The sequence below is a fragment of the Marinobacter salsuginis genome (assembly GCF_009617755.1).
GTDB lineage: Bacteria > Pseudomonadota > Gammaproteobacteria > Pseudomonadales > Oleiphilaceae > Marinobacter > Marinobacter salsuginis.
Genome location: NZ_BGZH01000001.1, coordinates 148,383 through 174,577, shown reverse-complemented (window position 1 = coordinate 174,577; position 26,195 = coordinate 148,383). Strand labels below are relative to the sequence as shown.

Annotated in this window: 22 protein-coding genes; 17 read left to right on the top strand and 5 right to left on the bottom strand. The window is 56.3% G+C overall.

Annotated features, from left to right (window positions below; translation table 11 throughout):
- Positions 1-6 precede the first annotated feature (6 nt).
- The gene (locus tag GJU83_RS00800; protein ID WP_136629432.1) at positions 7-414 is read right to left on the bottom strand and encodes an acyl-CoA thioesterase; all 408 of its coding nucleotides are present in this window, start codon (positions 412-414) and stop codon (positions 7-9) included.
- A gap of 90 nt (positions 415-504) precedes the next feature.
- Between GJU83_RS00800 and GJU83_RS00795 the strand changes: the two genes are divergently transcribed.
- From GJU83_RS00795 to dinG, 5 genes are read left to right on the top strand one after another with little or no spacing between them, the layout of a single operon-like run.
- Positions 505-1,293 (top strand): MlaA family lipoprotein, encoded by a 789-nt coding sequence (locus GJU83_RS00795; RefSeq protein WP_069183515.1) that lies wholly within the window; start codon positions 505-507, stop codon positions 1,291-1,293.
- Positions 1,294-1,322: 29 nt separating this feature from the next.
- Complete coding sequence (locus GJU83_RS00790; protein ID WP_153633512.1) at positions 1,323-2,810, top strand: DUF3336 domain-containing protein; 1,488 nt, start codon at positions 1,323-1,325, stop codon at positions 2,808-2,810.
- 1 nt (position 2,811) lies between these two features.
- On the top strand, positions 2,812-4,497 hold the full coding sequence (locus GJU83_RS00785) for an ExeA family protein (RefSeq protein ID WP_153633511.1): 1,686 nt from the start codon (positions 2,812-2,814) through the stop codon (positions 4,495-4,497).
- 2 nt (positions 4,498-4,499) lie between these two features.
- Positions 4,500-5,228, top strand: coding sequence for a general secretion pathway protein GspB (locus GJU83_RS00780; RefSeq protein ID WP_153633510.1), 729 nt, complete (start codon positions 4,500-4,502; stop codon positions 5,226-5,228).
- A complete protein-coding gene (dinG, locus tag GJU83_RS00775) occupies positions 5,228-7,432 on the top strand; it encodes an ATP-dependent DNA helicase DinG (RefSeq protein ID WP_153633509.1) in 2,205 nt (734 codons plus the stop codon). The genes GJU83_RS00780 and dinG overlap by 1 nt, the downstream gene beginning before the upstream one ends.
- A gap of 270 nt (positions 7,433-7,702) precedes the next feature.
- Here dinG and GJU83_RS00770 read toward each other — a convergent pair whose 3' ends face one another.
- Complete coding sequence (locus tag GJU83_RS00770) at positions 7,703-10,435, bottom strand: winged helix-turn-helix domain-containing protein (RefSeq protein WP_153634387.1); 2,733 nt, start codon at positions 10,433-10,435, stop codon at positions 7,703-7,705.
- Between the two features lie 248 nt (positions 10,436-10,683).
- On the opposite strand from GJU83_RS00770, the gene cysB reads away from it, so the two are divergent.
- Positions 10,684-11,661: an HTH-type transcriptional regulator CysB gene (gene cysB / locus GJU83_RS00765; RefSeq protein WP_153633508.1), complete on the top strand. Its 978-nt coding sequence runs from the start codon at positions 10,684-10,686 to the stop codon at positions 11,659-11,661.
- A 27-nt stretch (positions 11,662-11,688) separates the two neighbouring features.
- Here the strand turns inward: cysB and GJU83_RS00760 are convergent, their stop codons facing one another.
- Positions 11,689-12,429: a phosphoadenylyl-sulfate reductase gene (locus GJU83_RS00760; protein WP_267313037.1), complete on the bottom strand. Its 741-nt coding sequence runs from the start codon at positions 12,427-12,429 to the stop codon at positions 11,689-11,691.
- A gap of 214 nt (positions 12,430-12,643) precedes the next feature.
- Between GJU83_RS00760 and thrH the strand changes: the two genes are divergently transcribed.
- Entirely contained in the window at positions 12,644-13,258 is a 615-nt protein-coding gene (thrH, locus tag GJU83_RS00755) for a bifunctional phosphoserine phosphatase/homoserine phosphotransferase ThrH (protein WP_069183523.1), read from the top strand.
- A gap of 65 nt (positions 13,259-13,323) precedes the next feature.
- Here thrH and pabB read toward each other — a convergent pair whose 3' ends face one another.
- Entirely contained in the window at positions 13,324-14,679 is a 1,356-nt protein-coding gene (gene pabB, locus GJU83_RS00750; RefSeq protein ID WP_153633506.1) for an aminodeoxychorismate synthase component I, read from the bottom strand.
- 188 nt (positions 14,680-14,867) lie between these two features.
- Between pabB and GJU83_RS00745 the strand changes: the two genes are divergently transcribed.
- Together GJU83_RS00745 and GJU83_RS00740 are read left to right on the top strand one after the other, a co-directional pair.
- Entirely contained in the window at positions 14,868-15,470 is a 603-nt protein-coding gene (locus GJU83_RS00745) for a hypothetical protein (RefSeq protein WP_153633505.1), read from the top strand.
- A gap of 170 nt (positions 15,471-15,640) precedes the next feature.
- Entirely contained in the window at positions 15,641-16,519 is an 879-nt protein-coding gene (locus tag GJU83_RS00740) for a DUF6160 family protein (protein ID WP_153633504.1), read from the top strand.
- A gap of 137 nt (positions 16,520-16,656) precedes the next feature.
- On the opposite strand, the gene GJU83_RS00735 is transcribed toward GJU83_RS00740, so the two are convergent.
- On the bottom strand, positions 16,657-17,274 hold the full coding sequence (locus GJU83_RS00735) for a hypothetical protein (protein ID WP_153633503.1): 618 nt from the start codon (positions 17,272-17,274) through the stop codon (positions 16,657-16,659).
- Between the two features lie 188 nt (positions 17,275-17,462).
- Between GJU83_RS00735 and GJU83_RS00730 the strand changes: the two genes are divergently transcribed.
- The 8 genes from GJU83_RS00730 (at position 17,463) to prmB (ending at position 26,164) form a co-directional block, all read left to right on the top strand.
- On the top strand, positions 17,463-18,497 hold the full coding sequence (locus GJU83_RS00730) for a DUF58 domain-containing protein (RefSeq protein ID WP_153633502.1): 1,035 nt from the start codon (positions 17,463-17,465) through the stop codon (positions 18,495-18,497).
- A 5-nt stretch (positions 18,498-18,502) separates the two neighbouring features.
- Positions 18,503-20,584 carry a transglutaminase TgpA family protein gene (locus GJU83_RS00725; RefSeq protein WP_069183704.1) on the top strand — a complete coding sequence of 694 codons (2,082 nt, stop codon included), beginning with the start codon at positions 18,503-18,505 and terminating at the stop codon, positions 20,582-20,584.
- Complete coding sequence (locus GJU83_RS00720) at positions 20,577-21,608, top strand: DNA polymerase III delta subunit-related protein (protein WP_069183528.1); 1,032 nt, start codon at positions 20,577-20,579, stop codon at positions 21,606-21,608. Before GJU83_RS00725 ends, GJU83_RS00720 begins: the two co-directional genes overlap by 8 nt.
- 116 nt (positions 21,609-21,724) lie before the next feature.
- Positions 21,725-22,075: a PilZ domain-containing protein gene (locus GJU83_RS00715; protein WP_008171779.1), complete on the top strand. Its 351-nt coding sequence runs from the start codon at positions 21,725-21,727 to the stop codon at positions 22,073-22,075.
- 13 nt (positions 22,076-22,088) lie between these two features.
- Positions 22,089-23,039: an alpha/beta fold hydrolase gene (locus tag GJU83_RS00710; RefSeq protein WP_069183529.1), complete on the top strand. Its 951-nt coding sequence runs from the start codon at positions 22,089-22,091 to the stop codon at positions 23,037-23,039.
- Positions 23,040-23,130: 91 nt separating this feature from the next.
- On the top strand, positions 23,131-23,946 hold the full coding sequence (locus tag GJU83_RS00705) for a DUF4892 domain-containing protein (protein WP_228715137.1): 816 nt from the start codon (positions 23,131-23,133) through the stop codon (positions 23,944-23,946).
- A gap of 5 nt (positions 23,947-23,951) precedes the next feature.
- The gene (locus tag GJU83_RS00700) at positions 23,952-25,166 is read left to right on the top strand and encodes a patatin-like phospholipase family protein (RefSeq protein WP_069183706.1); all 1,215 of its coding nucleotides are present in this window, start codon (positions 23,952-23,954) and stop codon (positions 25,164-25,166) included.
- Between the two features lie 95 nt (positions 25,167-25,261).
- A complete protein-coding gene (gene prmB, locus GJU83_RS00695) occupies positions 25,262-26,164 on the top strand; it encodes a 50S ribosomal protein L3 N(5)-glutamine methyltransferase (RefSeq protein WP_069183707.1) in 903 nt (300 codons plus the stop codon).
- Positions 26,165-26,195 lie beyond the last annotated feature (31 nt).

Here is a 26,195-nt window from a genome sequence, read left to right as displayed (position 1 = left end):
TCTGGTTCAAGACGTTGCCAGGGCCCGGAGGGTTTCTGGCAGCGGAGCCGAGGAGCGTGTTTTACGGTCGAACCAGACGATCTTCGCATAACCTTCCGCGTAAACAGCGCCGGTATCGACATCGGTCAGTAGATGGTAGGTGTCGAGGCTGGTGTTACCTGCCTTGTCGGCGTATGTTTTCACCTCAACCGTTGCCGGGTGATTCAATTCCTTTAGAAAGGTGGCACTGGTCTTTATAATAACCGGACCGGTCGGCTCCTCGGGACCGCCCAGCTCCAGTGAGGCCAGCCAGACAATACGGGCTTCCTCAAAGAATCGGAAGTAGACTGTATTGTTGGCATGGCCGTATGCATCCATGTCTCCCCAGCGAAGGGGCATGGTAATCGTGTTTACAAGATTTCCCGGTACTGACATCGGTGTCTCCGGAACAACGGTTTAATAATAAAAAAGTAGCGCCGGTATTTTCGACGAATTGAAACGAATTAAACAACCCAAGAGCAGATGATGAAACACTTTTTTATCCGGCGCCGGCTTGTTACGTTTTGCCTGTTGTTGTCCCTGGCTACCGTTGTGCCATCGGGTCAGGCGATTGCCCAGAATATGCAAGAACCGCCGCCCGAAGGTTCGGTACCGGTTGATCCCAAAGACCCCTGGGAAAACTGGAACCGCAAGGTGTATACGTTCAACGAAACGATCGACCGGTGGTTCCTGAAACCGGTGGCTCAGGCCTATCGGACGTTTACCCCGCAGATCGTTGATCGTGGTATCACCAATTTTTTTAACAACCTGACTGAACTCCGGAACTTCACCAACAGCGTGCTGCAGCTGAAAGGGGAGTCGGCAGTCGTTGCTGTGGGTCGATTTACCTACAACACTACCTTCGGTCTGGGTGGCCTGATTGATGTGGCAACCGCCTTTGACCTGCCTGAACGGCCCGAGGACTTTGGCCAGACTTTGGGCTACTGGGGTGTCGGTTCGGGGCCATACCTTATGCTGCCGTTTCTCGGGCCTTCCACGCCAAGGCACCTGACCGGGTTTGCAACTGACGGCTTTGCGTTGCCATCCGCTTGGGATACTGTGGACAGTCCGGAAGTTTATTACGCCCGCGCCCTCCAGATTGTTGATAAACGCGCGGATTTGATTCCTGCGGAGAGCTTCATCTCTGGCGACAGTTACGTGTTTGTTCGAAATGCCTTCCTGCAGCGTCGGGAATTCCTGATCAATGACGGGAAGGTGGTCAACGATCCGTTTGCCAGCGGTGATGATGAGGATCTGATGCTCGAGGATTTCTGAGCGTCATCCGGATTGATAGGAGGTCAGCGGTGCTGAAGGATCCAAGAATAGCCAAATTCCGGAAGATGCTGGCCGAGGCGCCGAATTATGAAGTCTGGAAGGCAGCAGCGTTGGAGTTGGATTTTCTGGAAGGTAACGCCGAGTGGAAAGAGGATTTCGCTTCCGATCTCTATCACTACGAATTGATTTATGACCGCCTGAGCAACCTGAAACAGTATCGCCAACAGAATGATGTCGAACGCCTGAAGCGGGCCCTGAGGGAGGGACTGCACCACGATCTCGGGAACATGGGCAGCCCGGCACTTTACACGCGATCCCGCGTTGGCACCAAACACCTGATCGAAGAATACATTACCCAGGTGTGTGAAGCCCTGGATTACCTCTGTGATCAACCCGTCCCCGGTTTTTCCGTTGCTGACAAGCTGCAGTTCTTTCGCGATACCCTGACAAGCTATGGTCGACCGGCGCTTTTGCTCAGTGGCGGCGCTACCCTTGGTGTTTTCCATTTCGGAGTCATCAAGGCCCTCTGGGAAAAAGGGCTTCTGCCGCAGGTTATCGCCGGCTCAAGTATCGGCGCCATTATTGCGGGCATTCTCGGTGTTCATACTGACGCGGAAATCCCCGAAATGCTGGTGCCGGAAAACCATAACCTGAAAGCGTGGAAGTGGCGGGGCCTGCTCAGTGCCGTTCGCGGAGACGGGCTGATGGATCAGGAAGAGCTTCGCAACTGTCTGCGCGGCAATATTGGCGAATACACCTTTGAGGAGGCATACCAGCGTACCGGCCGTTCGATCAACGTGAGTGTTTCTCCGGTACAGGCTCACCAGAAGGCTCGCCTGCTGTGCGGATATACGTCGCCTTACCTGATGGTCTGGAGTGCGGTACTGGCGAGCGCCGCGGTTCCGGGTATTTTCCCGCCGGTTACCCTGATGAAAAAGGACATCCAGGGCAACACGCTGCCCTATATGCCACGCCTGAAGTTTGTGGATGGCTCGGTTGTGAGCGATCTGCCCATTGAGCGCTTGATGCACCTGTACGATGTGAACTACACCATCGTTAGCCAGACCAACCCCCATGTGGTGCCCTTCCTGAGCCAGCGCGGTCGTGATGAAAAGCTGTCTTTTGGCAACCTGCCGATGCATTTGATGAAGTCCGAAATTCAGTTCCACGGCCAGGGGGTGTTCGATTACCTCCGTAAACGCCTGCGGCCGGAACTTCTGAGGCAGATGTCGGGCCAGTTGTACACCATTATGGCCCAGCGCTATTCCGGAGACGTCACTATCGCCCCCTCGTACTCGTTCAAGGACTACAGCAGGATGCTGGCGAACCCTGATCCGGCCTACGTGCGTCAGATGATTCTGGCGGGCGAACGCGCCACCTGGCCCAAGATCTCCATGATCCGCTCCCATGCCCGCATCTCCAAAACCCTGGAGCGGTGTGTGCGAAGGCTTAAACAACAGAACCGGCGCACCGCCGAACTCAGACTGATCAGTAACGCGGATTCCGGTACGTCCTGATATGTATTACGATTTTTTCGGCTTTCGCGAACCGCCGTTTTCCATTGCCCCGGACCCTCGTTACCTGTACCTGAGCGATCGCCACAAGGAGGCGCTGGCGCACCTGATGTATGGGGTCCAGGGGCAGGGTGGTTTTATCGTGATCACCGGTGAAGTGGGGACCGGAAAAACCACCGTTTCCCGATGTTTCATCGAAAATGTACCGGATAACGTTGATATCGCGCTGATCCTGAATCCGAGACTCTCTGCCCGGGAGCTGTTGTCCTCCATCTGTGACGAGCTGGAAATCCCCCATGAAATCAGTGCCACCATTAAGGAACTGGTGGACCTGATAAACCAGGACCTGCTCAAGGCCCATGCGGCTGGGCGCCACAAAGTGCTGATGATTGACGAAGCTCAGAACCTGTCGGCCGAGGTACTGGAACAGCTACGGCTTCTGACCAACCTGGAGACGGCAGAGAAGAAACTGCTTCAGATTGTCCTGCTTGGCCAGCCCGAGCTTCAGGAAATGTTGGCGCTGCCGGAGTTGCGACAGTTGAACCAGCGGGTAACCGCACGCTACCACCTCGACGCCATCGGGCGGGACGAGTTGCCAGCGTATCTTCGCTACCGACTCAGCGTGGCCGGCATGCGCGGCGACATATTTTCTCAGCGTGCGATGACTCGTCTCTTTCGGGAGAGTCAGGGCATTCCTCGCCTGATCAATCTGATCAGCGACCGGGCTCTATTGGGCGCTTACGCGGAAGGTGAACATGAAATCACGGCTGATCATATCCGCCACGCAGCAAAGGAAGTGCGTGGCGCTTCCTTTGGTCCCGTACCTTCACGATCACGCCGATCCGCTGACAGAACACAGTACCTGATCGTTGCCGCGTCAATACTGGTGGCCATTATCGGAACCGCCTGGTTGTTCGAGCGGTGGTCTCCCGACAGTGCAGTCTCATCAGGTCTGCCGTCGGCAGAGCCGCTGAAAGGGGCAGTTGAGCGGGTGGAGGAGCAATCCGGACAAGTTGAGGAAGCGCCATTACCGGCGACAGAAGAGCCGACTCGGCCTCCTGAGCAGGCCGTACCGGATCAGCTTCTGGATTCCGTTTCGGCGTTCCAGGTGCTTTTCGGGATCTGGGGAAGGGACTACCAGCCATCGGAAGCGCCCGTGGCCTGCGAATGGGCCCGAGAAAGCGGGCTGGGGTGTCTTGATCGACAGGGCAGCCGCCGAAGCCTGGAATTTCTCGACCGCCCGGCCATGCTTCAGCTTCAGGATGAGGCCGGCAACACCGGTTTTGTCGTGCTCCGCAGACTCGATGGCGATACGGCAGAGGTGGCCCTACCGTCTGGCAACCAGACTGTTTCCTTTGCCAGTATCGAGCGCCACTGGTTCGGTGAATATCGGGTACTCTGGCGCTTGCCCGAATACCTGACGGGAGACGGGTTCTACAGTAATGGCGGTGGTGAGCAACTCTGGATCGGTGCGCGAATGATGGACCTGGCGGATATGCACAGTGATTCCCGTGCTGAAAGCGATCGCGTTAAACGAATGGATGCGGAAGAGCAGGTTCGCTGGTATCAGGCAATTACAGGGCTCACTGTGGATGGAATTGCTGGCGCCATGACGATCATCCAGATCAACAATGATTTGGAGGCTTCCATTCCTCGCCTTAAGCCCAAGCAGTCTGAAGGTCGAGAGTAACCATGTCTTACATTCTTGACGCATTGCGAAAATCTGAAACCGAGCGGCAGCAGGGGCGCGTTCCTGACCTCGGTCAGCAGGTTCAGCTGATACATCGTCCGAAGAAAAAGCGGGTGTCGCCGGCTGTTTGGGTAGCGCTGGCACTGATGCTTAACGCGGGTGTTCTCGCCTTCCTATTCTGGCCGGGCACGCCGCTGCCCTGGGGTTCTGCGGATCAGGCAGAGGTGTCACCCGGACAGGATATTGTGAAGAACGCACCGGAACCGGTTTCGGTGACGCCCGATGCGGAATCGGATCCGATGTCGGAAAGCCCTGTCGCCGAGACGGGGGCAGTTCCGGAATCCGACGTCGCTGATTCAACGCCTCCGCCAATTGCCACTGAAACGCCTGAACCTGAGCGCAGGGAGCGGGCGACGGTTATCGTGCCCTCATCCGCAATATCCGAGACCACCGTGCCGGTAGTGGAACAGCGGCAGGCAGACCGTGTGCCTCATCTGGTAGAGTTGCCGCTTTCATTCCAGAAGAGCGTTCCGGATTTGACCTTTAACAGCCATATCTATTCGTCCTCTCCCGCATCCCGCCGGGTGATGATCAACAATACATATCTTCGGGTGGGCGATACGTTCGAGGGCCTGCGAGTGGACGATATCACCGAAGAGGGCGTGGTGTTGAGCCGTGACGGGCGCCGTTTCCGGGTTGGCGTTGTGCGGGACTGGGTGAGCCCCCGCTGATGCCACTGACCGACGACATCAAGCAATCCATCCAGCAAGGTTATCGCGATGTGCTCGCCGGCAAGGACATCCGGGCGCGCTATGGTCAGCGTCTGATGATTGCTGAAATCGCCAGGTACATGGGCGATATCACCGAGAACGATGGCCAGAGAACCTCACCGGCCTCGGCTTGTGTTGTGGAGGCAGGCACTGGTACCGGCAAGACCCTTGCCTACCTGATCGCTGCCATTCCGGTGGCAAAAGCCCTGGGCAAAACCCTTGTGATTTCCACCGCGACCGTGGCTCTTCAGGACCAGATCGTACTCAAGGACCTTCCCGACCTGAAAAAGCACAGCAAAATGGATTTCAACTGGACGCTGGCAAAGGGTCGGGGCCGCTACCTGTGCATGTCCCGTTTGGAAGCCCGTCTGCACGATGAGGGTAATACCGACAGCGATACCATGCCCCTGTTCCTGCTGGACGGCCCCAAAAACGAAGAGCCCGGTACCCGAGCGTTTTTTGAAGAGATGCTGGCGAGCTATGGGTCCCGGGAGTGGGACGGCGACCGGGACCATTGGCCGGAGCAGATCCCGGACGATGTCTGGCGACAGGTGACCACAGATCACCGTCAATGCACCAACCGTCACTGCGCCTACTTCGACAGTTGTGCGTTTTTCGATGCCCGTAAAGACCTGGACGATGCCGATATCGTGGTCGCCAACCACGATCTGGTGCTCGCGGACCTGGCGCTCGGCGGCGGGGCGATTCTGCCCGAGCCGGAGAATGCTCTCTATATTTTCGATGAGGCTCACCACCTTCCGGACAAGGCGCTCAATCACTTCGCCGCATCGCTTCCCCTGAACGCCACCCGGCAATGGCTGAAACAGCTTTCCCAGGCGCTGGTGAAAATGCAGCCATACCTCGCGGCTGGTACCCAGGCCGCAAAGTCGCTGGATCGAATCAGTTCCGCTTCGCGGGAGGTGGATCTCGTGCTGAACCGGGTCTACGAGGAAGCTGAGCAGAATACCGGGTGGGAGTTCAACGAGGAGCGCCGGACGGCCCAATGGCGTTATCCGGAAGGTGAGTTACCGGAGGCTATGGCGGAGCTGGCGGCCGAGAGCCGTATTGCAACCGCCAATATGGTCCGGCAATTGGGTGTCCTGGCGGATGAGCTTCAGGGCGCCTTCGACGAACGCAAGGAACATGAGATCGACCGGGAAACCGCGGAAGCCTGGTATCCGGTGATCGGCTCGTTTCACGCCCGGGCAGAAGACCAGCTAAGGCTGTGGACGGCCTGGTGCGAGCAGGGCAGCGCCAAACCTGTCAGTGAACCAGAAACTGACAGCGAAGCGGCTGAGGAGCCCGCGGCCAGGCCACAAACACAGAAAAGCCCGCCACCGGCCAGATGGGCAGTACGCCAGCGTTGGGATCACGCGGAGGACATTACCCTCTACAGTTCTCCCGTATTGGCGGATAACCTTTTGTACTCGAGGCTCTGGTCCCGGGCGTACGGAGCGGTTCTCACGAGTGCCACGCTGACTGCACTTGGACGGTTTGATCGTTTGAATGCCCGGGCGGGGTTGCCCCAGGGAAGCCGTTTTCTCGTTGTACCCAGCTCTTTCCGGTACGGTGAGATGGCGACGGTTGAGGTTCCGGCGATGTCTGCCATGCCAACGGATGACGGCTTTGCTGATGAGCTTATAAGGCGATTGCCTGACCTCTGGGCGGGCGAGAAAGCGACCCTGGTCTTATTCACCTCGCGCCGCCAGATGCAGCAGGTGCGCGACGCACTGGCCCCGGAGTATCCGGATCTCATCATCACCCAGGACGATATGGCCAAGGGCGAAGTGCTTCGCCAGCATTGCAGCCGGGTGGACGAAGGTCGACCGAGTGTTCTGTTTGGTGTGGCCAGTTTTGCAGAGGGCATAGATTTGCCCGGAAAGTACTTGCACCACGTTGTAATTACCCGTCTTCCGTTTTCCGTGCCGGACGACCCCATTGAGGCGAGTCTGGCGGAGTGGGTGACGCAACGAGGCGGTAATCCCTTTATGGAAATCACGGTACCGGATGCTTCGATCAAATTGGTCCAGGCGGTGGGGCGGTTGCTTCGAACCGAGCAGGATACCGGCAGGGTGACCATTCTGGATCGACGCATAATTACCAGGCGTTATGGGCAGCTTTTACTGGACGCTTTGCCTCCGTTCCGTCGAATGATCGAGCGTTAGGGCTTGGCCTCGGGTTACCTGGGCATAAAAAAAGAGCCAGCCCGGATGGGGTGGCTCTCGTCAAAAGGGGTTCTTTCGAACCCGGGCGTCGAAACAACGCGGAACAAGAAATCTGAAGGCCTGAAGTTTCAGAATTCCTGGTGAGGTTTCCCTCACCGTTGGAATAATCATAGGGGATTAGAGGGCGTAGTCGGATCGTCCAAAGGGCGTAGCGGGCTTAGATTGTTGGTGCAGAATGTGACGCCGGTCACATTTCTGACTGCCTCGAACTCAGGCTTCAAACAGCCCGAGGTCCCGGGCGCGGGCCAGGGCCTCGGTCCTGCGGCCGACGCCCAGTTTGCCGTAGAGGTTCCGAATGTGGGCTTTTACGGTCGCCGGCGCGACCTTCATTTTTGAGGCGATTTCCTTGTTGGCATGCCCCTCATGAATCAAGGCCAGCACCTCGAGCTCGCGCTGGCTGAGTGGTTCGGGTAGCGCTGTTGGTTGCGGTGCCGGCTTATGAGCCGAACGGCTGGTTGGGGTTTCTCGAGTGTCAGAATTCACCTGTCTCGATTGGCTCTGATCAACAAGCATCTTCCTGAGATTGGTGTTCCAGCTGCCAGGGCCGTTCAGCGCGGGCAGCTCCAGCAGCAAGGCGCGAAGATCCGGGCTTTCCTCGGCAAACAGTCGCATGAACCCGGCCTCAGCGGCCAGATTTAATGCCCGGGTCAGCATCTGTTGCGATTCGTCGTTCCGCTTTTGCTGTGCCAGGGCCTCGCCATAAACCAAAAGTATCTCCACCAGGTGACGGTTGTGGGCATTGCGTTCAGCCGGTTTCAGCAGGGCGCTTAGTATTTCCTGGGCACGTTCTGGCTGATTCAGTGCCACCAGTACACGTGCTTCGCTGATTCGGCTTTGTTCAAGGTGAAGCGGGTTGGTAAATTCGCCGTCTGCCCTGGCATCCAGGCAGGCCCTGGCTTTTTCCGGGTGGCCGGTGGCGAGATAGCACCGCGCAAGAAGGGCCGTGCTTGCCGGTGGTTCGAATACGATCTGTTCACGGCGTTTTCGGCCTGTCTGGGAGGCATCCTCCAGCGCCTCAATTGCCTCCTGAAGCTTACCTTCGCTGAAGGCAAGATGGCCACGAACGTACTGAATGATCACATGCTGCCCCGGTTCCGTGCCCCGCTCCACATGCTCCAGAAGCGGCTTCAGATGCATCGCTGCGAGCTCTGAATGGTTGCGCTCCCTATGGATTTCACACAGGGTGCTGTTTTGCCAACAGGAAATGAGCCTCGGTTGGCTGGGGTCTGCGTAATGCTTATCCACCCATTGCCGGATGTCAGTGGAGGTTTCCAGCGCCAGATCGATATCGCCCCGGTTGTACTGAATCCAGGCCAACAGTCCGCCACTCGAGAGCACCGTGCTGGGTTTATGTTCGACCTGCCCGTATCGAACGGCTGACTGGAGTGCGTCCTCGGCTTCAGTAAGCTCACCCTTGCCATAGCAATCCAGGCCCAATCCGTAATAGGTCACGGATTTCAACGGTATGCGGGTGTGATCTATCTCGCGGAGCACCTGGCGGGTGAGGTCGGCGGCGCTCTTGTCGTCACTCCGGGTACGGGCCAGATACGAGCGCATCAGCGAGATCTCACTCTGTAGTCCGAGAGCCCCTTCGGCATCCGGGTGTGAATCAGCCACCTGACGGTCGAGCAGATCCTCAAGGGCCGATAGCAGCGGTTCCAGAGTATCCACGCGGTTGGCAAAGAATAATCCCCAGATACGGAGCATCTGGAGTTGTGGGTTATCGTTGACCAGCGACTGTGGCAGGGCATCGAGCCAGCCCAGAACGGGCAGATGGTAGCCACCATGAATCAGATTGTTCCCGTGTTCGGCCAGTACCCGGGCGAGCCAGGGCCAGTCCGTCTGACGGACGATCTGGGCAATGGCCTCCTGGACATGACCGTGGGCCAATAGCCACTCCACAGTGCGTTGCCAGAGGCGCGTTGCCTTTTCCGGTTCTGTATGACTGATCCTGAGCAGCAGCGCATCCCGGAACAGATCGTGATAGCGAAACCATTCGTTACGAGTATCCAGCGGAATCAGGAACAGGTTCTGACCCAGAAGTCTCTCAAGCATTTCCTGGCTGTCGCTGGACTCGCGGATTGAATCACACAGGGAAGCGCAGAGCCGGGGGCAGCAGGCGGTTTCAAGCAGGAAGTCCGCAATATCCCGGGGTTGTTGTTCCAGCACTTCGCTCAAAACATAATCGCTGATGTAGCGCTCATCCAGATTTATCTGGCTCCCTGACTTCGCAGCTTCCTTCCCGGAGAATGTCGAAGACAGGGCGGAAAGCTGCATGGCGGCCACCCAGCCTTCGGTTTTATGGTAAACGGTGTGGACATCTTCGTCTGAGATCTGAAGCCCCATGGTTTCGCGGAAGAACTGCCGACACTCGCCCTCTGAGAAGGCCAACAGGCCAGGGTGGATATCCTCAATCCAGCGGCGGACGCGCCAACGTGCGAGCGGCAGGGGCGGCTCTGTTCGGGACGCCAGGGTGACCAGGATTCCCGGCGGCAGATAGTCGATGAAGTAGGCAAACTGCCGGTGGATAGCCGGGTTTCCAACAAAGTGGAAATCGTCCAGTACGAGGCCCCACGCACTGCCGTCCTGAGCCAGGATATTGATCAAACCGGTGATGGCCTCGGTAAAGGACTCGTCAGACTGGTGCGCCAGCTGTTTACGCAACTCGGCGGCGCCGTTCAGCCCGGCCTGTTCGAAGGCGCCGATAACGTATTGCCAGAAACGCCTGGGCTCATCATCGTGCTCGTCCAGAGATAACCAGGCGGTGGGTGAGGTAACTCGTGCGCACCACTGGGCGACCAGTGTGGTCTTTCCAAACCCGGCTGGAGCAATCACCAGGTTCAGTCGTTTGGGGCCATGGGGCTCGAGCAGGTCGCTCAGGCGGTCGCGCTTGACTGCGCGAGCATCGGAGGTAGGCCTGAGAAACTTGGTGGTGAGCAGCATGGATTCCCTGGATATATGGAGTATGGAATTGCCCCAGCTGGGCATTAGGGATTGTGTCTTTTGTAATGACCAAGTCAAGGGCTATGAAACTACGTTCTCTTTGGCAAGGTTTTATCAATGACTGCGTAAATGCATTTTTGGTCTAAACTGTGTGAAAGTAGTCACCTATATTAAAAAAGAATGAAAGCCTGTATTTTTATGCGTATTCTTCTACCAGGTCCTTCGATCTCCAGGGAGCAGCAGATTCAATGAAACTACAACAGTTGCGCTATATCTGGGAAGTTGCGCATCACGATCTGAATGTGTCCGCAACCGCCCAGAGCCTCTTTACGTCGCAGCCCGGTATCTCTAAACAGATTCGCCTGCTGGAGGACGAATTGGGGTTGGAAGTGTTTGCCCGCAGCGGCAAGCATCTGACCCGAATCACGCCGGGCGGCGAAATCATTATTCGTGAGGCGGGAGAGATCCTGCGGCGGGTTGAGGGCATCAAGAAAATTGCCCAGGAATTCAGCAACCAGCGCAAGGGCGATCTGAGTATTGCCACAACCCACACTCAGGCGCGGTATGCGTTGCCACCGATCATCAGCGGTTTCATTGAGGAGTACCCTGACGTTTCCCTGCATATGCATCAGGGCACGCCCATGCAGATCTCCGAGATGGCCGCCAGCGGCGCTGTCGACTTTGCGATTGCGACCGAGGGCATGGAGCTTTTCAACGATCTCATCATGATGCCTTGTTACAAATGGAACCGGAGCGTCATTGTTCCCAAGGATCACCCTCTGGCCAAATTGTCGGAACTGACGCTACCGGAGTTGGCGGAATACCCGCTGGTAACCTACGTCTTTGGTTTCACCGGTCGATCCAAGCTTGATGAGGCGTTCCAGTCCCAGGGGCTCACGCCCAAGGTTGTCTTCACGGCTGCGGATGCGGACGTTATCAAGACATACGTAAGGTTGGGTCTTGGCGTCGGAATTGTCGCCAGCATGGCGTTTGACCCCAAAACCGACACGGACCTGGTCGCGCTTGATGCGCGCAAGCTGTTCCGTCCCAGTGTCACTCGGATTGGTTTCCGGAAGGGGACTTTCCTGAGGGGGTATATGTATGACTTCATTCATCGCTTTGCGCCGCACCTCACCAAGGAGAGGGTGGACGAAGCTGTGTCCCACCAGGGCAGCCGGTCTGAAATCGAGGAACTGTTCAAGGATGTCGAGCTCCCCACTCACTAGAGAGTGAGCGGGGAGGCTGCGCCCGGGTTATTCCCGGGCGATCAGGTTGCCGGCGTGCAGGCCGCATTCTTTCTGGGTGGCTTCTTCCCACCACCAACGACCCTCTCGCTCGTGTTGTCCCGGCAGGACAGGGCGGGTACAGGGTTGGCAGCCGATGCTTACAAAGCCCTTCTCATGTAACTCGTTATAGGGCGCCTCGGACATCCGGATGTAATCCCACACTTCTTTCGATGTCCAGTTCGCCAGCGGATTGAATTTAACCAGCGTTTTGTCATCGGTAGAGAAGGCGGTGTCCTCCTGAATGACTGGCACGTCATTGCGGGTGCCCGGGCTCTGATCCTTCCGTTGCCCGGTAATCCAGGCATCGACCGTAGCCAGCTTTCGGCGCAGGGGATTGACCTTGCGAATGCCGCAGCACTCGCTGTGTCCGTCCTCGTAGAAGCTGAACAGACCTTTCTTGTTCACCAGATCCTGAACTTCCTGAGCGTCTGGAAACAGAACCTCGATCTCGATGCCGTAATGCTTGCGAACACGCTCAATGAACTCATAGGTTTCCGGGTGCAGACGGGCTGTATCCAGGGTAAACACCTTCAGGTGATCGGTGAGCTTGTGCGCCATTTCGATCAGCACGACATCTTCGGCACCACTGAAGGAAATGGCGATGTTGTCATACTTCTTCAGAGCAGTTTTGAGAATCGAACGGGGGCTCTGGCCTTCGAGCTCTTCCCGCAGGGTTTGGATATCGGTCATGGCCCGGCATTGCCTTATTTTGGTGTGCAAGGAAATCTAAGTTGATAAAAAGGCTATCATTAAACGCCTAATATCCTGAAGGAATGACAATCTATATGGTTATTCCGCGCATAAAAGCCTGGCTTTACACTTCCACGATGCAATCCCGCCCGGTTTTTCTTATCATACGCTCCGAATAGCGGCAGACGCACTTACCGTGGTCGCCCTTAACCAATTGAAGCAGGAGATCGTTGTGGAACTGGCATGCCTTGACCTTGAAGGAGTATTGATCCCGGAAATCTGGATCGCGTTCGCCGAAAAGACCGGTATTGAAGAGCTCAAGGCCACCACCCGCGATATTCCGGATTACGACGTACTGATGAAGCAGCGCCTGAAACTGCTGGACCAGCACGGTTATGGCCTGCCGCAGATTCAGGAAGTAATCGGTGAGCTGGATCCGCTGCCCGGCGCACGGGAGTTTCTGGATTGGTTGCGCGAACGTTTTCAGGTGGTAATTCTTTCTGACACCTTCTACGAATTTGCCATGCCCCTGATGAAGAAGCTGGGTTACCCGGCGCTGCTGTGCCACAAACTGGAAGTGGCAGATGACGGCCAGATCACCAACTACCTGCTCCGCCAGCGCGATCCCAAGCGCCAGTCAGTCAGGGCATTCCAGTTGCTGAATTACCGTGTGATTGCTGCAGGGGATTCCTATAATGACACCACCATGCTGGGGCAGGCGGAAGCCGGTATTTTGTTCCATGCGCCGCAGAACGTGATCGACGAGTTTCCGCAGTTCCCGGCGGTTCATAACTTCGACGATCTCCGGCAGGAGTTTCTCAAGGCCAGCGCGATCCATAGCGCCTGATCGGAACTCTGAACACGGGGTCAGAAGAGAGCCTTCTTCTGGCCCTATGTTCACCTGAACCTAATTTACTCGATCACCAATTCTTCCAGAAAGCGCATCAAAGGCCCGACCTTGGCAAGCGTTTCCTGATACTCGGCCTCGGGATCCGAATCCGCAACAATCCCGCCGCCGCCCCAGCAGCGAATGATTCCCTCGCCATCGCACAGCATGGTGCGAATCGCAATATTGCTGTCCAGCGTGCCGTCCAGTCCGCGATAGAAAATCGAGCCACAGTAGGGGCCGCGCCAATGGGGTTCGAGCTCCCTTATGATTTCCATGGCCCTGATCTTGGGCGCACCCGTAATTGAACCGCCCGGGAAGGCGTCAAAAAGAGCCTTCAAGGGTGTTACACCCTCGGCCAGCTCGGCGCGGATGTGGCTGACCAGGTGATGAACGTTACGGTACGACTCCAAGGCAAAGAGTTTGTCGACTTTTACGCTGCCTGTACTGGCGTTCAAGCTCAGATCGTTACGGAGCAGGTCGACGATCATCAGGTTTTCGGCCCGATCTTTTTCGGACACTTCCAGTTCGGAGGCATAAGCGGAATCCTTCTCCGGAGTGGCCCCTCTTGGCCGGGTGCCCTTTATCGGACTGGTGGTCACGGTGCGGTCGTGTATCTCGAGAAATCGCTCCGGGGAAACCGACAGGATGGATGCCTCGCCGGTTCGGATGAAGCCGCTATAGGGAGTGGGGTTTGCATCGGCAAGAGCCTGGAATGCTTGCCAGGGGTCTCCTGTGAAATGGCCAGAAAATTCCTGTGAGAGATTCGCCTGATAGCAATCACCGGCTTCAATATAGTGGCGAACCCTTTCTACGCTCGCCCTGAAGGCATCCGGTGTTTGCCTCGGCTTAAAGCGGGAAACCATAGCCCACCCGGCGGTGTCCTTTGGGAGGTCCGAGCACAGCCACTTTTCCAGTAAATCACGTGTTTCATCAGGGCATTCCGGATGAATCCAGAGCCAATATCGATCTGTTTTCCGATTGTGACTTGCGGTCCAAAGGTAGAACCCTGCAGACATGAGGGGAGCTTCCACAGGTGGACATATCTCCTTGAGACGACCTTCCCGCACATACCCCAGTTCATAACCGAGGAATCCAATCCACCCACCGGACAGACATTCCGGAATGGGTTCCTGTTCGGTTTGGTATTGGTGGACGAGGGCTTCCATGCTCTGGGCTAGGTGGTCGGAGCAGAAATCTCTGCCCACAGGCCATTCCAGCACTTCGGTTTCATGAGCTCTGGCAGAAAAACCGCTGAAGACGCCGCGCGCAGCGCCGTCTCCGACGCTTCCGACATAGGCGAAATCCGTTTCCCGGCAGGCATGTTTGAGCAGGCGATGGTAGGCCTCCTGATTGAGTTCACGCACGGTTGCCGGGTTCAAGGTTCCTCCGGATTCTTCTGGAAATGATAAACAGTGCACACAACGGACGTTGTTGGCTTGGGAGTCTCGCTGATCTAATAAAAAAGGCTTGGCGACAGAGCAGTCTTTTTTAATCCTGCGGTGATCATTTTAACTGAACTGGCTGAGTTTCGTCGGGCAAATTAATCAAAAACAATAGGAATTACCTGATGTCTTATCTACGAAACCTCTTCCCGAAGTTCTTACTAGTTGGAATGGTCTTTTTTGCTTCAAGTGCTTACTCGCAAGGACAGGTTAAAGTTCAAATTCCAGAGGATAGCGCAATTGCTGACGGTAAACTTACGAAAGAGGAGCTGGCAAAATTTGCTGTGGTCGGCCAACGCCAACTCGTGCATCTGATAGAGAGAGCAACAGATGAGTATTCAGCGTTGTTAGAGAACTCTGCCCCCAACATGCCTGCTGCATGGATGTTAATGGACGACGGAGAAACCGTAAAACGAATCAACCTTGATGGCCAGGTAGACGGTTCCCCAGCCCAAGTTCGGATTCTCGTATACCGCGCAGCTCTGAAGTCTATTGCACGCCGCGGGAAGATCAATGCAGCCGTTATCCTTTATACCGGAAAGGTAGATACGGCGGGTTCCTCTGAGGCTCTGGTCATCGAACACGAACACAGACTTGGCATTTCTGGCAATAAAGTAATCCCATTTGAGGTAGTTGAGGGCAAAGTAAAATACAGTGCTCCTGTAACGCGTGAAAAACCTTACCAGATGTTCTATGACGAGGATGCAACACCCGATGGTCAGAGCTAAGGGTGAGAAGTAGTCGAGGTTTGTTTCAGTGTGTTAACGAAGGGTAAATAACTGTGACGATAGTCACGGACTAGGACTGTAAAACAATCTTAAATGGAATTGTGGAGTCACAGATTCCACGACTAAATCAAAACTCAGATAAGAACAATAGAGTTTATAAGGAGATAAGAATGAAAGGCCTGAAAAAAATTGCTCTGGCAACTGCGGTTGCCGCTGCTCCGTTTGCAGCCAATGCTGACCTCAAAGCACTTGATGACAGTGCAATGGGGAACGTCACCGGTCAGGCCGGTGTGACTATTGAGCTGGAAACCAAAGTCAGTATCGGTCAATTCAAGTACACCGATGAAGGTTCCTTCGCAGTTAACGATATCGTTCTCGGTGGTGCTGGCGTAACTGCTGCAGGGTCAACTGCTGGTTACAATGACCTGCTGGACCAATTGAAGATTGACATCGACGTTTTAGATGATGGCGATGCCAAGATTCACGTTGGCACCCTCGATGGCAACCCAATCGATTGGGGTATGACCGTCGGCTCTATGGAGCTGCTCGCCGGAAACACTGGCTCTGACAGCACCACTCTGATTTCCAACTTGAGTGGCTGGGGTAACCTGGCTCAACTGGATATCGCAGTTGACACTGCAACAGATCACTTGAATGTAGTCGCTGCGTTCGACGTGCAGGATATGGATTTCGATGTGGAGTTTCTGGGTATTGGTATCCGTGACCTGACGATCTCGGGTGCAGGCGGCAACTTCGACTATGACGGTGACGGCTCAGTAATGGCCGCCGATGCAGATGGCGAATTCGGTCTTGATCCTGCTTCTCAGGAAGCTCAGGTTCTGGCCGGTTTTGCTAACGTGAACCTTGACGTCTACAAAGGTGCTGGGCTTGGCGCCTCTACAGCTGCTGACGTGTTGCGCATTGACGTAAACAACGTCTACATGGACGTTGCTATCGGTGAAACCATTATTGGTGGCACCAATATCGGTACCATTGCCATCGATAACCTGGCAATTACTGACACCAAGCTGGCTGTGTACGGTCACTAATCTGGCCTAACACCTAAGCTGGTGAAACGCCCCGCTTCGCGGGGCGTTTTTATTGGCCAAAAGAAAACCCGAGCCAACAAAAAAAAACGGCAGCCATTCCTGGCTGCCGTTTTCAAATAGAATAAGCGTCCTCTCCGTTACTGATCCGGCACCGCAATAGAAAGATCGAACCCGCCACCCGGACGCGGCGTCAGCGTAATCGGTCCTTCATTGATAGCCTGCGGAATCTGTATCTGGTCAATCCCCGGTGGGTTACCAATACTGAAGTTCAGATTCTGGCCATCAAAGCCAATTCCCAGTTGATCGTTAAGAAACGTCTGTGTGAAAGGCTCTTCCGGAATCTGTGCCTGCTGCCCAAAAATGATTGGTGGAATCGTTGGCGTAAACTCGGCCGGCGGCTGTGCCCGGGCGATTTCTTCCTGGGGCAGGAGCAGGGCGCGCCGGAGAAATTCCTCTTCTGCGCTTTCCAGGGCATCGGTCTTGCCTTCGTCAATATACCGCTGTAGTGCGTCCCGGTAGGCTTCCTCTTCCGCCTCGGACAGGACTGGTTCGCCAGGGGAGATCGTGAGAGAGCGCAGAATACGTTGCCGGTCGGCTTCAGATTTCTTGCGCTCCTTGGGCACAACGATAACGGCGGAATCCTTAACATAGGTTTCCACCATCTCGTCCGAGGTCATGGTCTGAACGCCACCAAAGGCAGGTAAAGCAACAACCAGACCGCTGATGGCGGTGGTGAGCAGGTGTCGGCGTTTCATAGTCTGGCCCCTTTTGTATAAAAAATACGCTCCCTGAAGCGAGTATTCGGTTTGTAGGACAGGAATTCAAGCTGGAAGGTCCGGGTTTGTGATCAAAATCGTCGATTTTTCGGTACTGTTACTAATCACAGCAAAAACATGCTCGAATACCATGAACTTTTTCGGCATCCCAGGGCCTCAGTGACACCATGAAAAAGCCGTTCACAAACCGATTTCGTCGCTGGATCAACCGCCGCATTCCGCGGTCCGATCTTCAGACCTTCAGTCAGAAAAACATTTTTATCCTGCCTACCGGCGCCGGCCTGGTATTTGGCCTTTTGCTGGTCATCATGTTGCTGACCGGAATAAATTACCAAAACAGCCTTATCTACTTGAGCACCTTTTTATTGGGCGCTGTGTTTGTCGGCGCTATGCATCAGACCCATCGAAATCTGTCCGGCCTTGAGCTCACCCTGATTCAGCCAGGAGAGGGCTTTGCTGGCGATGATATTCCTTTCCGGCTACGCCTGAAGGCAGGGCGGGATGACGCCATCGCCATCCTTCTCTCGTGCGAAGAATCGGGACTTGCTCCAGTGCACGTCCATTCAGGCGAGGCGCAGGATGTCACTCTGCCGGTTCATTCCGCTCATCGGGGCTATTTGCGTCCTGATCGGGTTCGAATTGAGACCCGGTTTCCGTTCGGCCTGCTGAAGGCCTGGTCCTGGCTTCGGCCAGTGTCCGCCGGTGTCGTATTTCCAAGGCCGATTGCGGCGCCAGATGCATTCAGCACGGTCGCGGATGGTGATGAGTCTGCCGAGGCAAGATCTGTCGAAGGCAACGATCACGCCGATATACGGCCGTGGCGGGAGGGCGATCTCAGCCAGCGGGTGCTCTGGAAACGATTCGCACGAACCGGGCAAATGGTGGTCGCCGACTGGGAGGGCGAACAGGGCAGTCCCTACTGGCTGGATTTTAACGCCTACCCCGGAGCAGACCATGAGTTGCGGCTGAGTTACCTGGCGTTTCTGGTGAATGAGCGAGGGCGTACTGGCGTGCGGTTCGGGCTGAACCTCCCGGGCCAGATCATCGAGCCGGACTCCGGCCCGGCCCATGTGGCCCGGTGTCTCCGGGTATTGGCGACCTGGGGCGAGGAGCGGCCAAGGGATACGATGGCCGAGCCCCATGGAACGCGTAGGAAGGGTAAGGATGGGGCAACCCAATGGGTTTCGGAGGTGCAGGCTTGAGTTTTCTGGACCGCCTGCGAGGCAAAGAATCAGACGACACTAGCGGGAACTATTTACCAGCCAGAGCTCTGCTCTGGCTGATTGCCGGTTTTGGTCTGCTTCTGTTGCCCCAATGGGACCGTTTGCCCCTGTGGCTGATTGCCGCCTGTGCAGTACTGGCGGCCTGGCGGTGGCTTGCACAGTATGGGCGTGTGCGGCTTCCCGGTCGTTTGTTGCGCACAGGCATTATGCTTGTGCTGATTGGTGTCTATGTCGCAACGGTACAGGGGCGGTTTACGGTGGATACCGCCGCTTCGTTTTTTGTGCTGGCAGTGGGCCTCAAATGGCTGGAAACCCGTTCGGTAAGGGACTTTTATGTCCTGTTCTTTATTCTCACTTATCTGGCTTCCGTGAATTTCCTGTTCCACCAGGAGATTCTCTGGGCATTGGTCAACTTCACGGGGATAGCGCTGCTGCTTGTCGGGTTGCAGGTGCTGAACGCACCGGAACTCCCCAACGGAATGACGTCTGGTTGGCGCAGATTGGGCGGTATGTTTCTGAAGACATTGCCGATAGTCATTCTATTGTTTGTTTTTTTTCCCCGAATGTCCCCGCTGTGGAGCGTTCCGCTGGTTTCGGGTGAGGCCCGCACCGGTATCAGCGACACCATGAGACCCGGCGATATTTCCAACCTGGCCCAGAGCAGTGAACGGGCTTTCCGGGTAACGTTTGGGGGCGAAATGCCCGCCTATCGCGACCGATACTGGCGCGGCCTTATTCTCGACTATCTGGATGGAGAGACCTGGCGCCAGGGGCAGCGAGAGGGTTTTGGTCCTCTCGGCCGCGTAGCGGTTGATGGCGGGATAGGAGACCTGGAACCGAATCAGTATGACGTCCTTCTGGAGCCAACCGATCAACGTTGGGCCTTTGCACTTGAAAACTCACGTGCGGTCTCGGATAACGTCTTCGAGGGTATGGCTGACCTTTTCCGGTTTCGGCGGCCAGCTGACAGCCCGGTTCGCTACCGGTTGGCGTTGGAGGAAGAGGGTTCATCCCCTGAGCAGCAAAGCCCTGCCCAATTGCGGCAGTACCTCCAGTTGCCGGCGGAAGGTAACCCCAGGGCCCGGGAATTGGCCGGTGAGCTTCGCCGTACGATGGGTGATGAACAGGTCGTCAGGACTCTCTTGCAACGATTCCGTGAACAGGAATATTTCTACACGCTTAGACCACCTGCCATGCCAGATGACGGCATTGATTCCCTGTTGTTCGACGAAAAACGGGGCTTTTGCGCCCACTACGCAGGCGCCACCACGTTCGTACTTCGGGCTGCGGGGATTCCCTCGCGAGTTGTGGTCGGTTACCAGGGTGGAGAAAGCGGGGCCGGCGGCGATTACCTGATCGTGCGCCAGTACGACGCCCACGCCTGGGTTGAAGCTTATATTGATGGGCGAGGTTGGGTGAGGGTCGATCCTACAGCGGCCATTGCGCCGGACCGGATTGAATCTGGTCTTCGGGATGCCGTTGCCGAAGAGGGATCTTTTCTGGAAGACAGCTGGGCCTCGCCCCAGCGGTACGCCGATGTAGCCCTGGTGCAATGGGCAAGCCTGCAGCTGGATCGCATCAACTACCAGTGGCAGCGCTGGGTTGTCGGTTACCAGGGCCAGACTCAGATGGATTTTATGTCCCGGTTACCCGGCGGGTTCGGCATGCGGGAGCTGGGGTACATGACAGCAGGTATCGTTGGCGCCGGCTTGTTGATTGCCGGGTTGATTTCGGCGCTCCAGATGCGCCGGGGAGAACGGCGAGACGCGTTTCGGAGAGTGGTTGATACCTGGCATCGGCTGTGCGCCAGCGCCGGGGTGCCTGTTCGCCATGGTGAAACGCCATCGGTGCTGGCGTCACGACTGGCGAAAGCAGAACCGGCCGCGGCAGATTCGGCCAGGCTTTTTGCCCGTATGGTCAACAGCCATTACTATGGCGCTGGTAAAGACGAAAACGGTGGTGAACAGGTAAAGCGAATGCGCCGTCTGCTCGCCACTATGAAGCGTCAACTACGGAAGCGCCAGCTGCGCAGATCCAGGACTCGGACAGGAAAATCCAGTGACTGACATTGCCCAAGATATGCCGTGGCTCACCCGCGCCTGGCAAACCGTGCAAAGCCGGGTAGCGGAAGATCGACTCCCGCACGCCCTGATCCTTGTGGGGGAGCGGGGAATCGGCAAGCGGGCCTGGGCCGAGGCTGTTGGCGGACTGTTGTTGTGTGAAAAGCCTGTGAACAGTGATGCGGGTAAGCCGGTTGCCTGTGGGCACTGTAAGCAATGTGAACTCCTGGCGGCTGCCAGCCACCCTGATATCCGGGTTTATGCGCCGGAAAAATCCCGAATGGTGAAGGTTGATCAGGTGAGGGCGCTTTCGTCTTTTGCAGTGGCCTCTCCGCAGGTGGCCCATCACAAGGTGGCGATCATCGATCGGGCGGACCAATTGAATATCAACGCGGCGAATGCGTTGCTCAAGACCCTTGAAGAACCGCTGCCCGATGTCACTCTGATCCTGTTGCAGGAGAGCGGGCGTCCTGTCCTGCCTACCATACGTTCCCGTTGCCAGACGTTGACTGTTCCTGTGCCGGGCAACAAGGAAGCTAATCAATGGCTCGCCAGCCGCGTGCGGGATCTGCCAGAAGACGACCAGCCCTCTGCTGAGGTGCTGGCAAAAGCCCTGATGCTCGCCGGGAACGCGCCGAGGCTGGCCCTCGACTATGCTACCGGTGATTTTATTGGCCTTCGCGATACGGCTCTGGAGCGCTTCAAGGAGTTCATGAAATCCAGAATTCCGGTGGGCGAGGCTGCCAAGGCATTCAAGTCGATGGGGCTGGAGGATACCCTGTGGTTGTTTGAGACCTGGGCCGCCGACCTGGCCCGCCTGATAGCCGGCGGAAGTGCCCAGGATACCGAAGCCGCTGATATGCTCGGCTTCCTTGCCAGAACCACACCTGCCTGGCGGGCCCATGAATTGCTCGATATGGTAAAGGATTCCAGGGCAGCAGGTGTGTACAACGCCAGCCCGGAGCTGGAAGCAAGTCGGCTTCTGATCGCCTGGCAAAAGCTGATGCCAGTCAAACGCCCTGCGGCATAGGTGATCATTGCCTGCAAGATTGCGCCTTTGGGGGCAACTGCTGCTATGATTCCGGAATGAAAGGGATTTTCAGATCCCGAAAACGTTCAATACGATCTTAGAGAAAGGTGTCAGTTATGGGGCCAGGATTTGGCGCGCGCAGTGGCATACTTACCCTGACAATCAAGGACAAGGCAGTGCTCTATGCCGCATACATGCCTTATATCCGCCAGGGTGGTCTGTTTATCCCGACCCAGAAGCAGTATCAACTGGGCGACGAGGTGTTTCTGCTTCTTAACCTGATGGACGAGCCTGAAAAGATCCCGGTTGCCGGCAAGGTCATATGGATAACGCCCAAGGGGGCTCAGGGTAACCGCGCGGCGGGCATCGGTGTCCAGTTCAATGGCGACGATGAAACGGCCCGGACCAAGATTGAATCCTATCTGGCAGGCTCGCTGAGTTCCGATCGCCCAACCCACACAATGTGAAGGCGGGAGTCGGATGAACGATATGGTGATTCCCACGGAGGCTTCCGGCAGCCAGCCAGAGCCTAGCGACACTCAGGGAACTACTCCGGCGTTCCGTGAGTCTGCCTGGAAACTCCGGCACATCACCCTGGCCGGTCTCAGTTGGCCCTCCGAGCCAGAGAGTCATGACAATACTCCTATCCTCATGCTGCATGGCTGGCTTGACAACAGTCTTACCTTTGTAAAGCTGGCACCGGAACTGACATCCCTTGGGCCGGTTTACGCCCTGGACTTCGCCGGGCATGGCCATTCCGGACACCGCCCGGAAGGCCAGAGTTATCTCTTGATGGATTATGTTGCCGATCTGGCTGAACTGGTTGAGCGCTATTTCCAGGAAACCCCGCATGGCAGGATCAACATTATTGGTCATTCCCTTGGTGGAATTGTTGGCGCCCTGTACGCGGCAGCGTTCCCGGAACGGGTTCAGAATCTGGTGATGATCGATAGCCTGGGTGCCCTCAGTCGGCCGGTCAAAGAGACCATTCCCCAGCTGCGCAAGGCCATCAAAAAACGCATTGCAGGCTCGGGAAAGCAGGTTGTATACCCGGATATCGCCACTGCAGCCAAAGCCCGCGAGGGCGGATTGAGTCCGCTCAGCCCCGAAGCTGCGCTGACCCTGATTCCACGTAACATGAAACCCCAGGGGGATGGTTACGTCTGGCAGACCGATCCCCGGCTGCGACATCCCTCGCCGCTGATGATGACCGAAGATCAGGTATTGGCCTCGCTGGCAGCGATAGACACCCGGGTGCTTTTCGTCAGAGCCGATCAGGGTCTTTTGTCGTACAGAAAGGACCTGGACAAACGTGCGGAAGCCATTGCGCACCTCCAGATTGCGAAAGTACCCGGGGGTCACCACTGCCATCTTGATGGCGAGACCGGTCCGGTAGTAACAGCCATCAGACAATTCCTGGAAAATGAGTAATCGCTTGCTGAAATTACTGTTCAAACGTTTTCTTGTTCTAACTCTCGGTTTCTTGGCGTTTTCGACTGTCTCACAGGCTGCGCCAGAAGATATGCCCGAGGCGTATCCGCACTCGACGCTTGAGGGCACCGTCCGGATTCAATCCTCGGGGCATCTGGTCTTGTTCAGCCCTGTAAGAGAGATCAATAACGAAATTCGCTCCGAATCCCTGGCTCGGCTACCTGTGACTGGCGAAGGGCGCCTGTATCGGATTGCCCGGGACTCCAGTCGGGAAGAGGCGCGGGACCATTATCTGGGCCTGTTGCGGCAGAGGAATGCCCAGATTCTTTTCGAGTGTTCCAGCATCCGGTGTGGGCGAAGCAACGTCTGGGCAAACCAGATTTTCAACCAGGCCGTTCTCTATGGGCGTGATGCAACGCAGGATTATCTGGTTGCCGGCACCGTTGCGGAGGATGGCGCTCGCTGGCTGACCCTGGTTTATACGGTTACCCGGGGCAACCTGCGGGAATATGTCTGGGTCGAGCACCTGAAGGTGGAATCCGGAGCTACCATTCCGGGGTTTGGCAGCGGGACCAGTCGTGTTGAGGGGCCGATCATTGTGCCCTGGCAAGGTGGTATGACCTATCGTTTTGACTGGCAGGCAACGGACCGCAGACGGGTGACCGACCTGGCCCGTGAAGAGGGGACGGTGGTTGTCCTGGTGGGCTATTCTGTACTGGAAACCGATGAATCGTTCGCTGAGTCTATGGAGCGTGCCCGTCTGGCCACCGAGTCGCTTGCGGAGGTGCTGTCGAAGACAGGTGTTTCGCGTGACCAGCAGGAGATCATCGTGGTTGGACCGGCAGGCGTTTTCAGTAATCCGGACAGGCAGGGCGATCGGGTAGAAGTGATAGTGATTACGAGGTAATGGTCATGGGCCCAACAAAGGACGACGACAAAGAGCAGAAGGACAAGCCCCCAGAGCACGATCCTCAGGACAATGTCTCCAAGGTCCTCAAAAGTTCGGATGTTTCCTCCACGCATGCACCGGCCAATCCTGAAAAAGGGGATAACCGAAACAAGCCTCGCAAGACCGTCGCCCTGACGCTGGGAAGTGGCGGCGCCCGTGGGTATGCCCATATCGGTGCCATAGAAATTCTGGTAGAGCGTGGCTACGACATTGTTGCCATCTCTGGCTGCTCCATGGGCGCATTGATAGGCGGCATGTTCGGGGCCGGCAAGATGCAGGATTACAAGGACTGGGTCACGGGATTGGGCCAGTTTGATGTCCTGAAACTGCTGGACGTTACTTTCAATTCTGTTGGCGCTATTCGCGGAGAGAAGATCTTTTCGGTGGTCAGGGAAATGCTGGGCGACACCCGGATCGAGAACCTGCCTATCGCTTTTACCGCTGTTGCCACCGATCTGCTTGCCCACAAGGAAATCTGGTTCCAGGAAGGCCCGTTGGATCAGGCCATTCGCGCCTCAGTGGCTATTCCAAGCGTTGTCACGCCGCTGGTTCTCAACGGCCGGGTTCTTGTTGACGGGGCCTTGCTCAATCCGCTGCCGATCATCCCAACCATATCGTCCCACGCCGATATGATCGTGGCGGTTAACCTCAGCGGTGAGGATGACCGTAGACGGCGAATTCCGGACGCCGCATTCGCGCCCGCGGGGGATGATCACACGGACATGGACGAGTGGGTGGATACGATCCGCGAGAAAGCGTCGCGTTGGTTCGACTGGGACACCCTGAAATCCCTGACGGCCCGAAAGCCGGACAACGGCGACAGCCCTGAAGAGAAAATCAGCCGAGCGGTGCATAAGAAGGAACATCAGAAGCAGCACGACAAGAAACCAACTGACAAGAAGAGTCAGGAAGAACACGAAACCATCGATTGGGACAAGCTTGGCATTGGGAAATTCGACGTGATGAACCTCACCATCGAGACGATGCAGAGCGCGTTGGTGCAGTACAAAATTGCCGGATACCCACCCGATTTGCTGGTTAATATCCCCAAGAATGCCTGTCGGAGCTACGATTACCACAAAGCGCCGGAGTTGATTCAACTGGGCAGGGAGCGAATGGCAGCTGCCCTGGATCGGTACGAGGAAAGCCGTAACAGCTCCGGCCCTTTGGCGATCTGAGGCAATTGGCGACAGCCGTTGCGCGTGGGCTGCAGTTGGGCGGATAAACAGCGTATAATCCTGCGCTGACACGCTCTCGCACAGGATTTATGTTTGTGACCAGCCCCATTGACGACCTTCACAGCGTTCGGGATTACCTTCGTTACGCCTCCTCAAAGTTTGCCGCTTCGCCCCTGTTTTTCGGCCACGGAACGGATAACGTCTGGGATGAGGCGGTTCAGCTGGTCATGCGTAGCCTGTATCTTCCTCTGGAAAACAACACGCTGTTCCTGGATGCGCGCCTGACCCGTGAAGAGCGAGAGCTGATTCTGGAAAGGATCGACCGCCGGGTAAATGAACGAGTGCCATTGGCCTACCTGTTGGGAGAGGCCTGGTTCATGGGCATGCCGTTCCATGTGGACCAAAGGGTACTGGTGCCGCGCTCGCCCATTGGTGAACTGATTGAAAACGGCTTTCAGCCCTGGCTGGCGGATAAGCCGGTTGAACGGATCCTCGATCTCTGTACGGGAAGCGGCTGTATTGGCATTGGTGCTGCATCCGTTTTCATCGAAGCGGAAGTGGACCTCTCGGACATCTCCGCAGATGCGCTGGAGGTAGCGGAATCGAATATTGAACTGCACGGAGTCCGGGAACGGGTTCGTACCGTACAGTCGGATGTCTTTGAAAATATAAAGGGCCGTTACGATATCATCGTAAGCAATCCGCCTTATGTTGATGCGGAAGATTTGTCCGGCATGCCGGATGAATACCGCCATGAGCCGGAACTCGGCCTTGCCGCAGGCGAAGATGGGCTGGATATCGCCCACCGTATTATTGCCGGTGCGGCTGACCATCTTACCCCTGGTGGACTTCTTGTTGTTGAGGTTGGTAACAGCTGGGTGGCAATGGATGAGGCCTATCCTGATCTTCCGCTGACCTGGTTGGAGTTCGAGAATGGCGGTGATGGCGTCTTTCTGATTACCGAACCGGACCTGCGTCAGTGGCAGGCATCCAGTTAATCTGAATTCTCAATAAAGCTGAACAAGATAC

Bases quoted from the DNA above. Each gene is read 5' to 3' on its own strand.
- GJU83_RS00780 (WP_153633510.1), top strand. From the start codon at position 4,500: ATGTCTTACATTCTTGACGCATTGCGAAAATCTGAAACCGAGCGGCAG.
- GJU83_RS00795 (WP_069183515.1), top strand. From the start codon at position 505: ATGAAACACTTTTTTATCCGGCGCCGGCTTGTTACGTTTTGCCTGTTG.
- GJU83_RS00705 (WP_228715137.1), top strand. From the start codon at position 23,131: ATGCCCGAGGCGTATCCGCACTCGACGCTTGAGGGCACCGTCCGGATT.
- GJU83_RS00700 (WP_069183706.1), top strand. From the start codon at position 23,952: ATGGGCCCAACAAAGGACGACGACAAAGAGCAGAAGGACAAGCCCCCA.
- cysB (WP_153633508.1), top strand. From the start codon at position 10,684: ATGAAACTACAACAGTTGCGCTATATCTGGGAAGTTGCGCATCACGAT.
- GJU83_RS00735 (WP_153633503.1), bottom strand. From the start codon at position 17,274: ATGAAACGCCGACACCTGCTCACCACCGCCATCAGCGGTCTGGTTGTT.
- dinG (WP_153633509.1), top strand. From the start codon at position 5,228: ATGCCACTGACCGACGACATCAAGCAATCCATCCAGCAAGGTTATCGC.
- GJU83_RS00710 (WP_069183529.1), top strand. From the start codon at position 22,089: ATGAACGATATGGTGATTCCCACGGAGGCTTCCGGCAGCCAGCCAGAG.
- GJU83_RS00770 (WP_153634387.1), bottom strand. From the start codon at position 10,435: ATGCTGCTCACCACCAAGTTTCTCAGGCCTACCTCCGATGCTCGCGCA.
- GJU83_RS00715 (WP_008171779.1), top strand. From the start codon at position 21,725: ATGGGGCCAGGATTTGGCGCGCGCAGTGGCATACTTACCCTGACAATC.
- GJU83_RS00785 (WP_153633511.1), top strand. From the start codon at position 2,812: ATGTATTACGATTTTTTCGGCTTTCGCGAACCGCCGTTTTCCATTGCC.
- GJU83_RS00740 (WP_153633504.1), top strand. From the start codon at position 15,641: ATGAAAGGCCTGAAAAAAATTGCTCTGGCAACTGCGGTTGCCGCTGCT.
- GJU83_RS00745 (WP_153633505.1), top strand. From the start codon at position 14,868: ATGTCTTATCTACGAAACCTCTTCCCGAAGTTCTTACTAGTTGGAATG.
- GJU83_RS00730 (WP_153633502.1), top strand. From the start codon at position 17,463: ATGAAAAAGCCGTTCACAAACCGATTTCGTCGCTGGATCAACCGCCGC.
- GJU83_RS00800 (WP_136629432.1), bottom strand. From the start codon at position 414: ATGTCAGTACCGGGAAATCTTGTAAACACGATTACCATGCCCCTTCGC.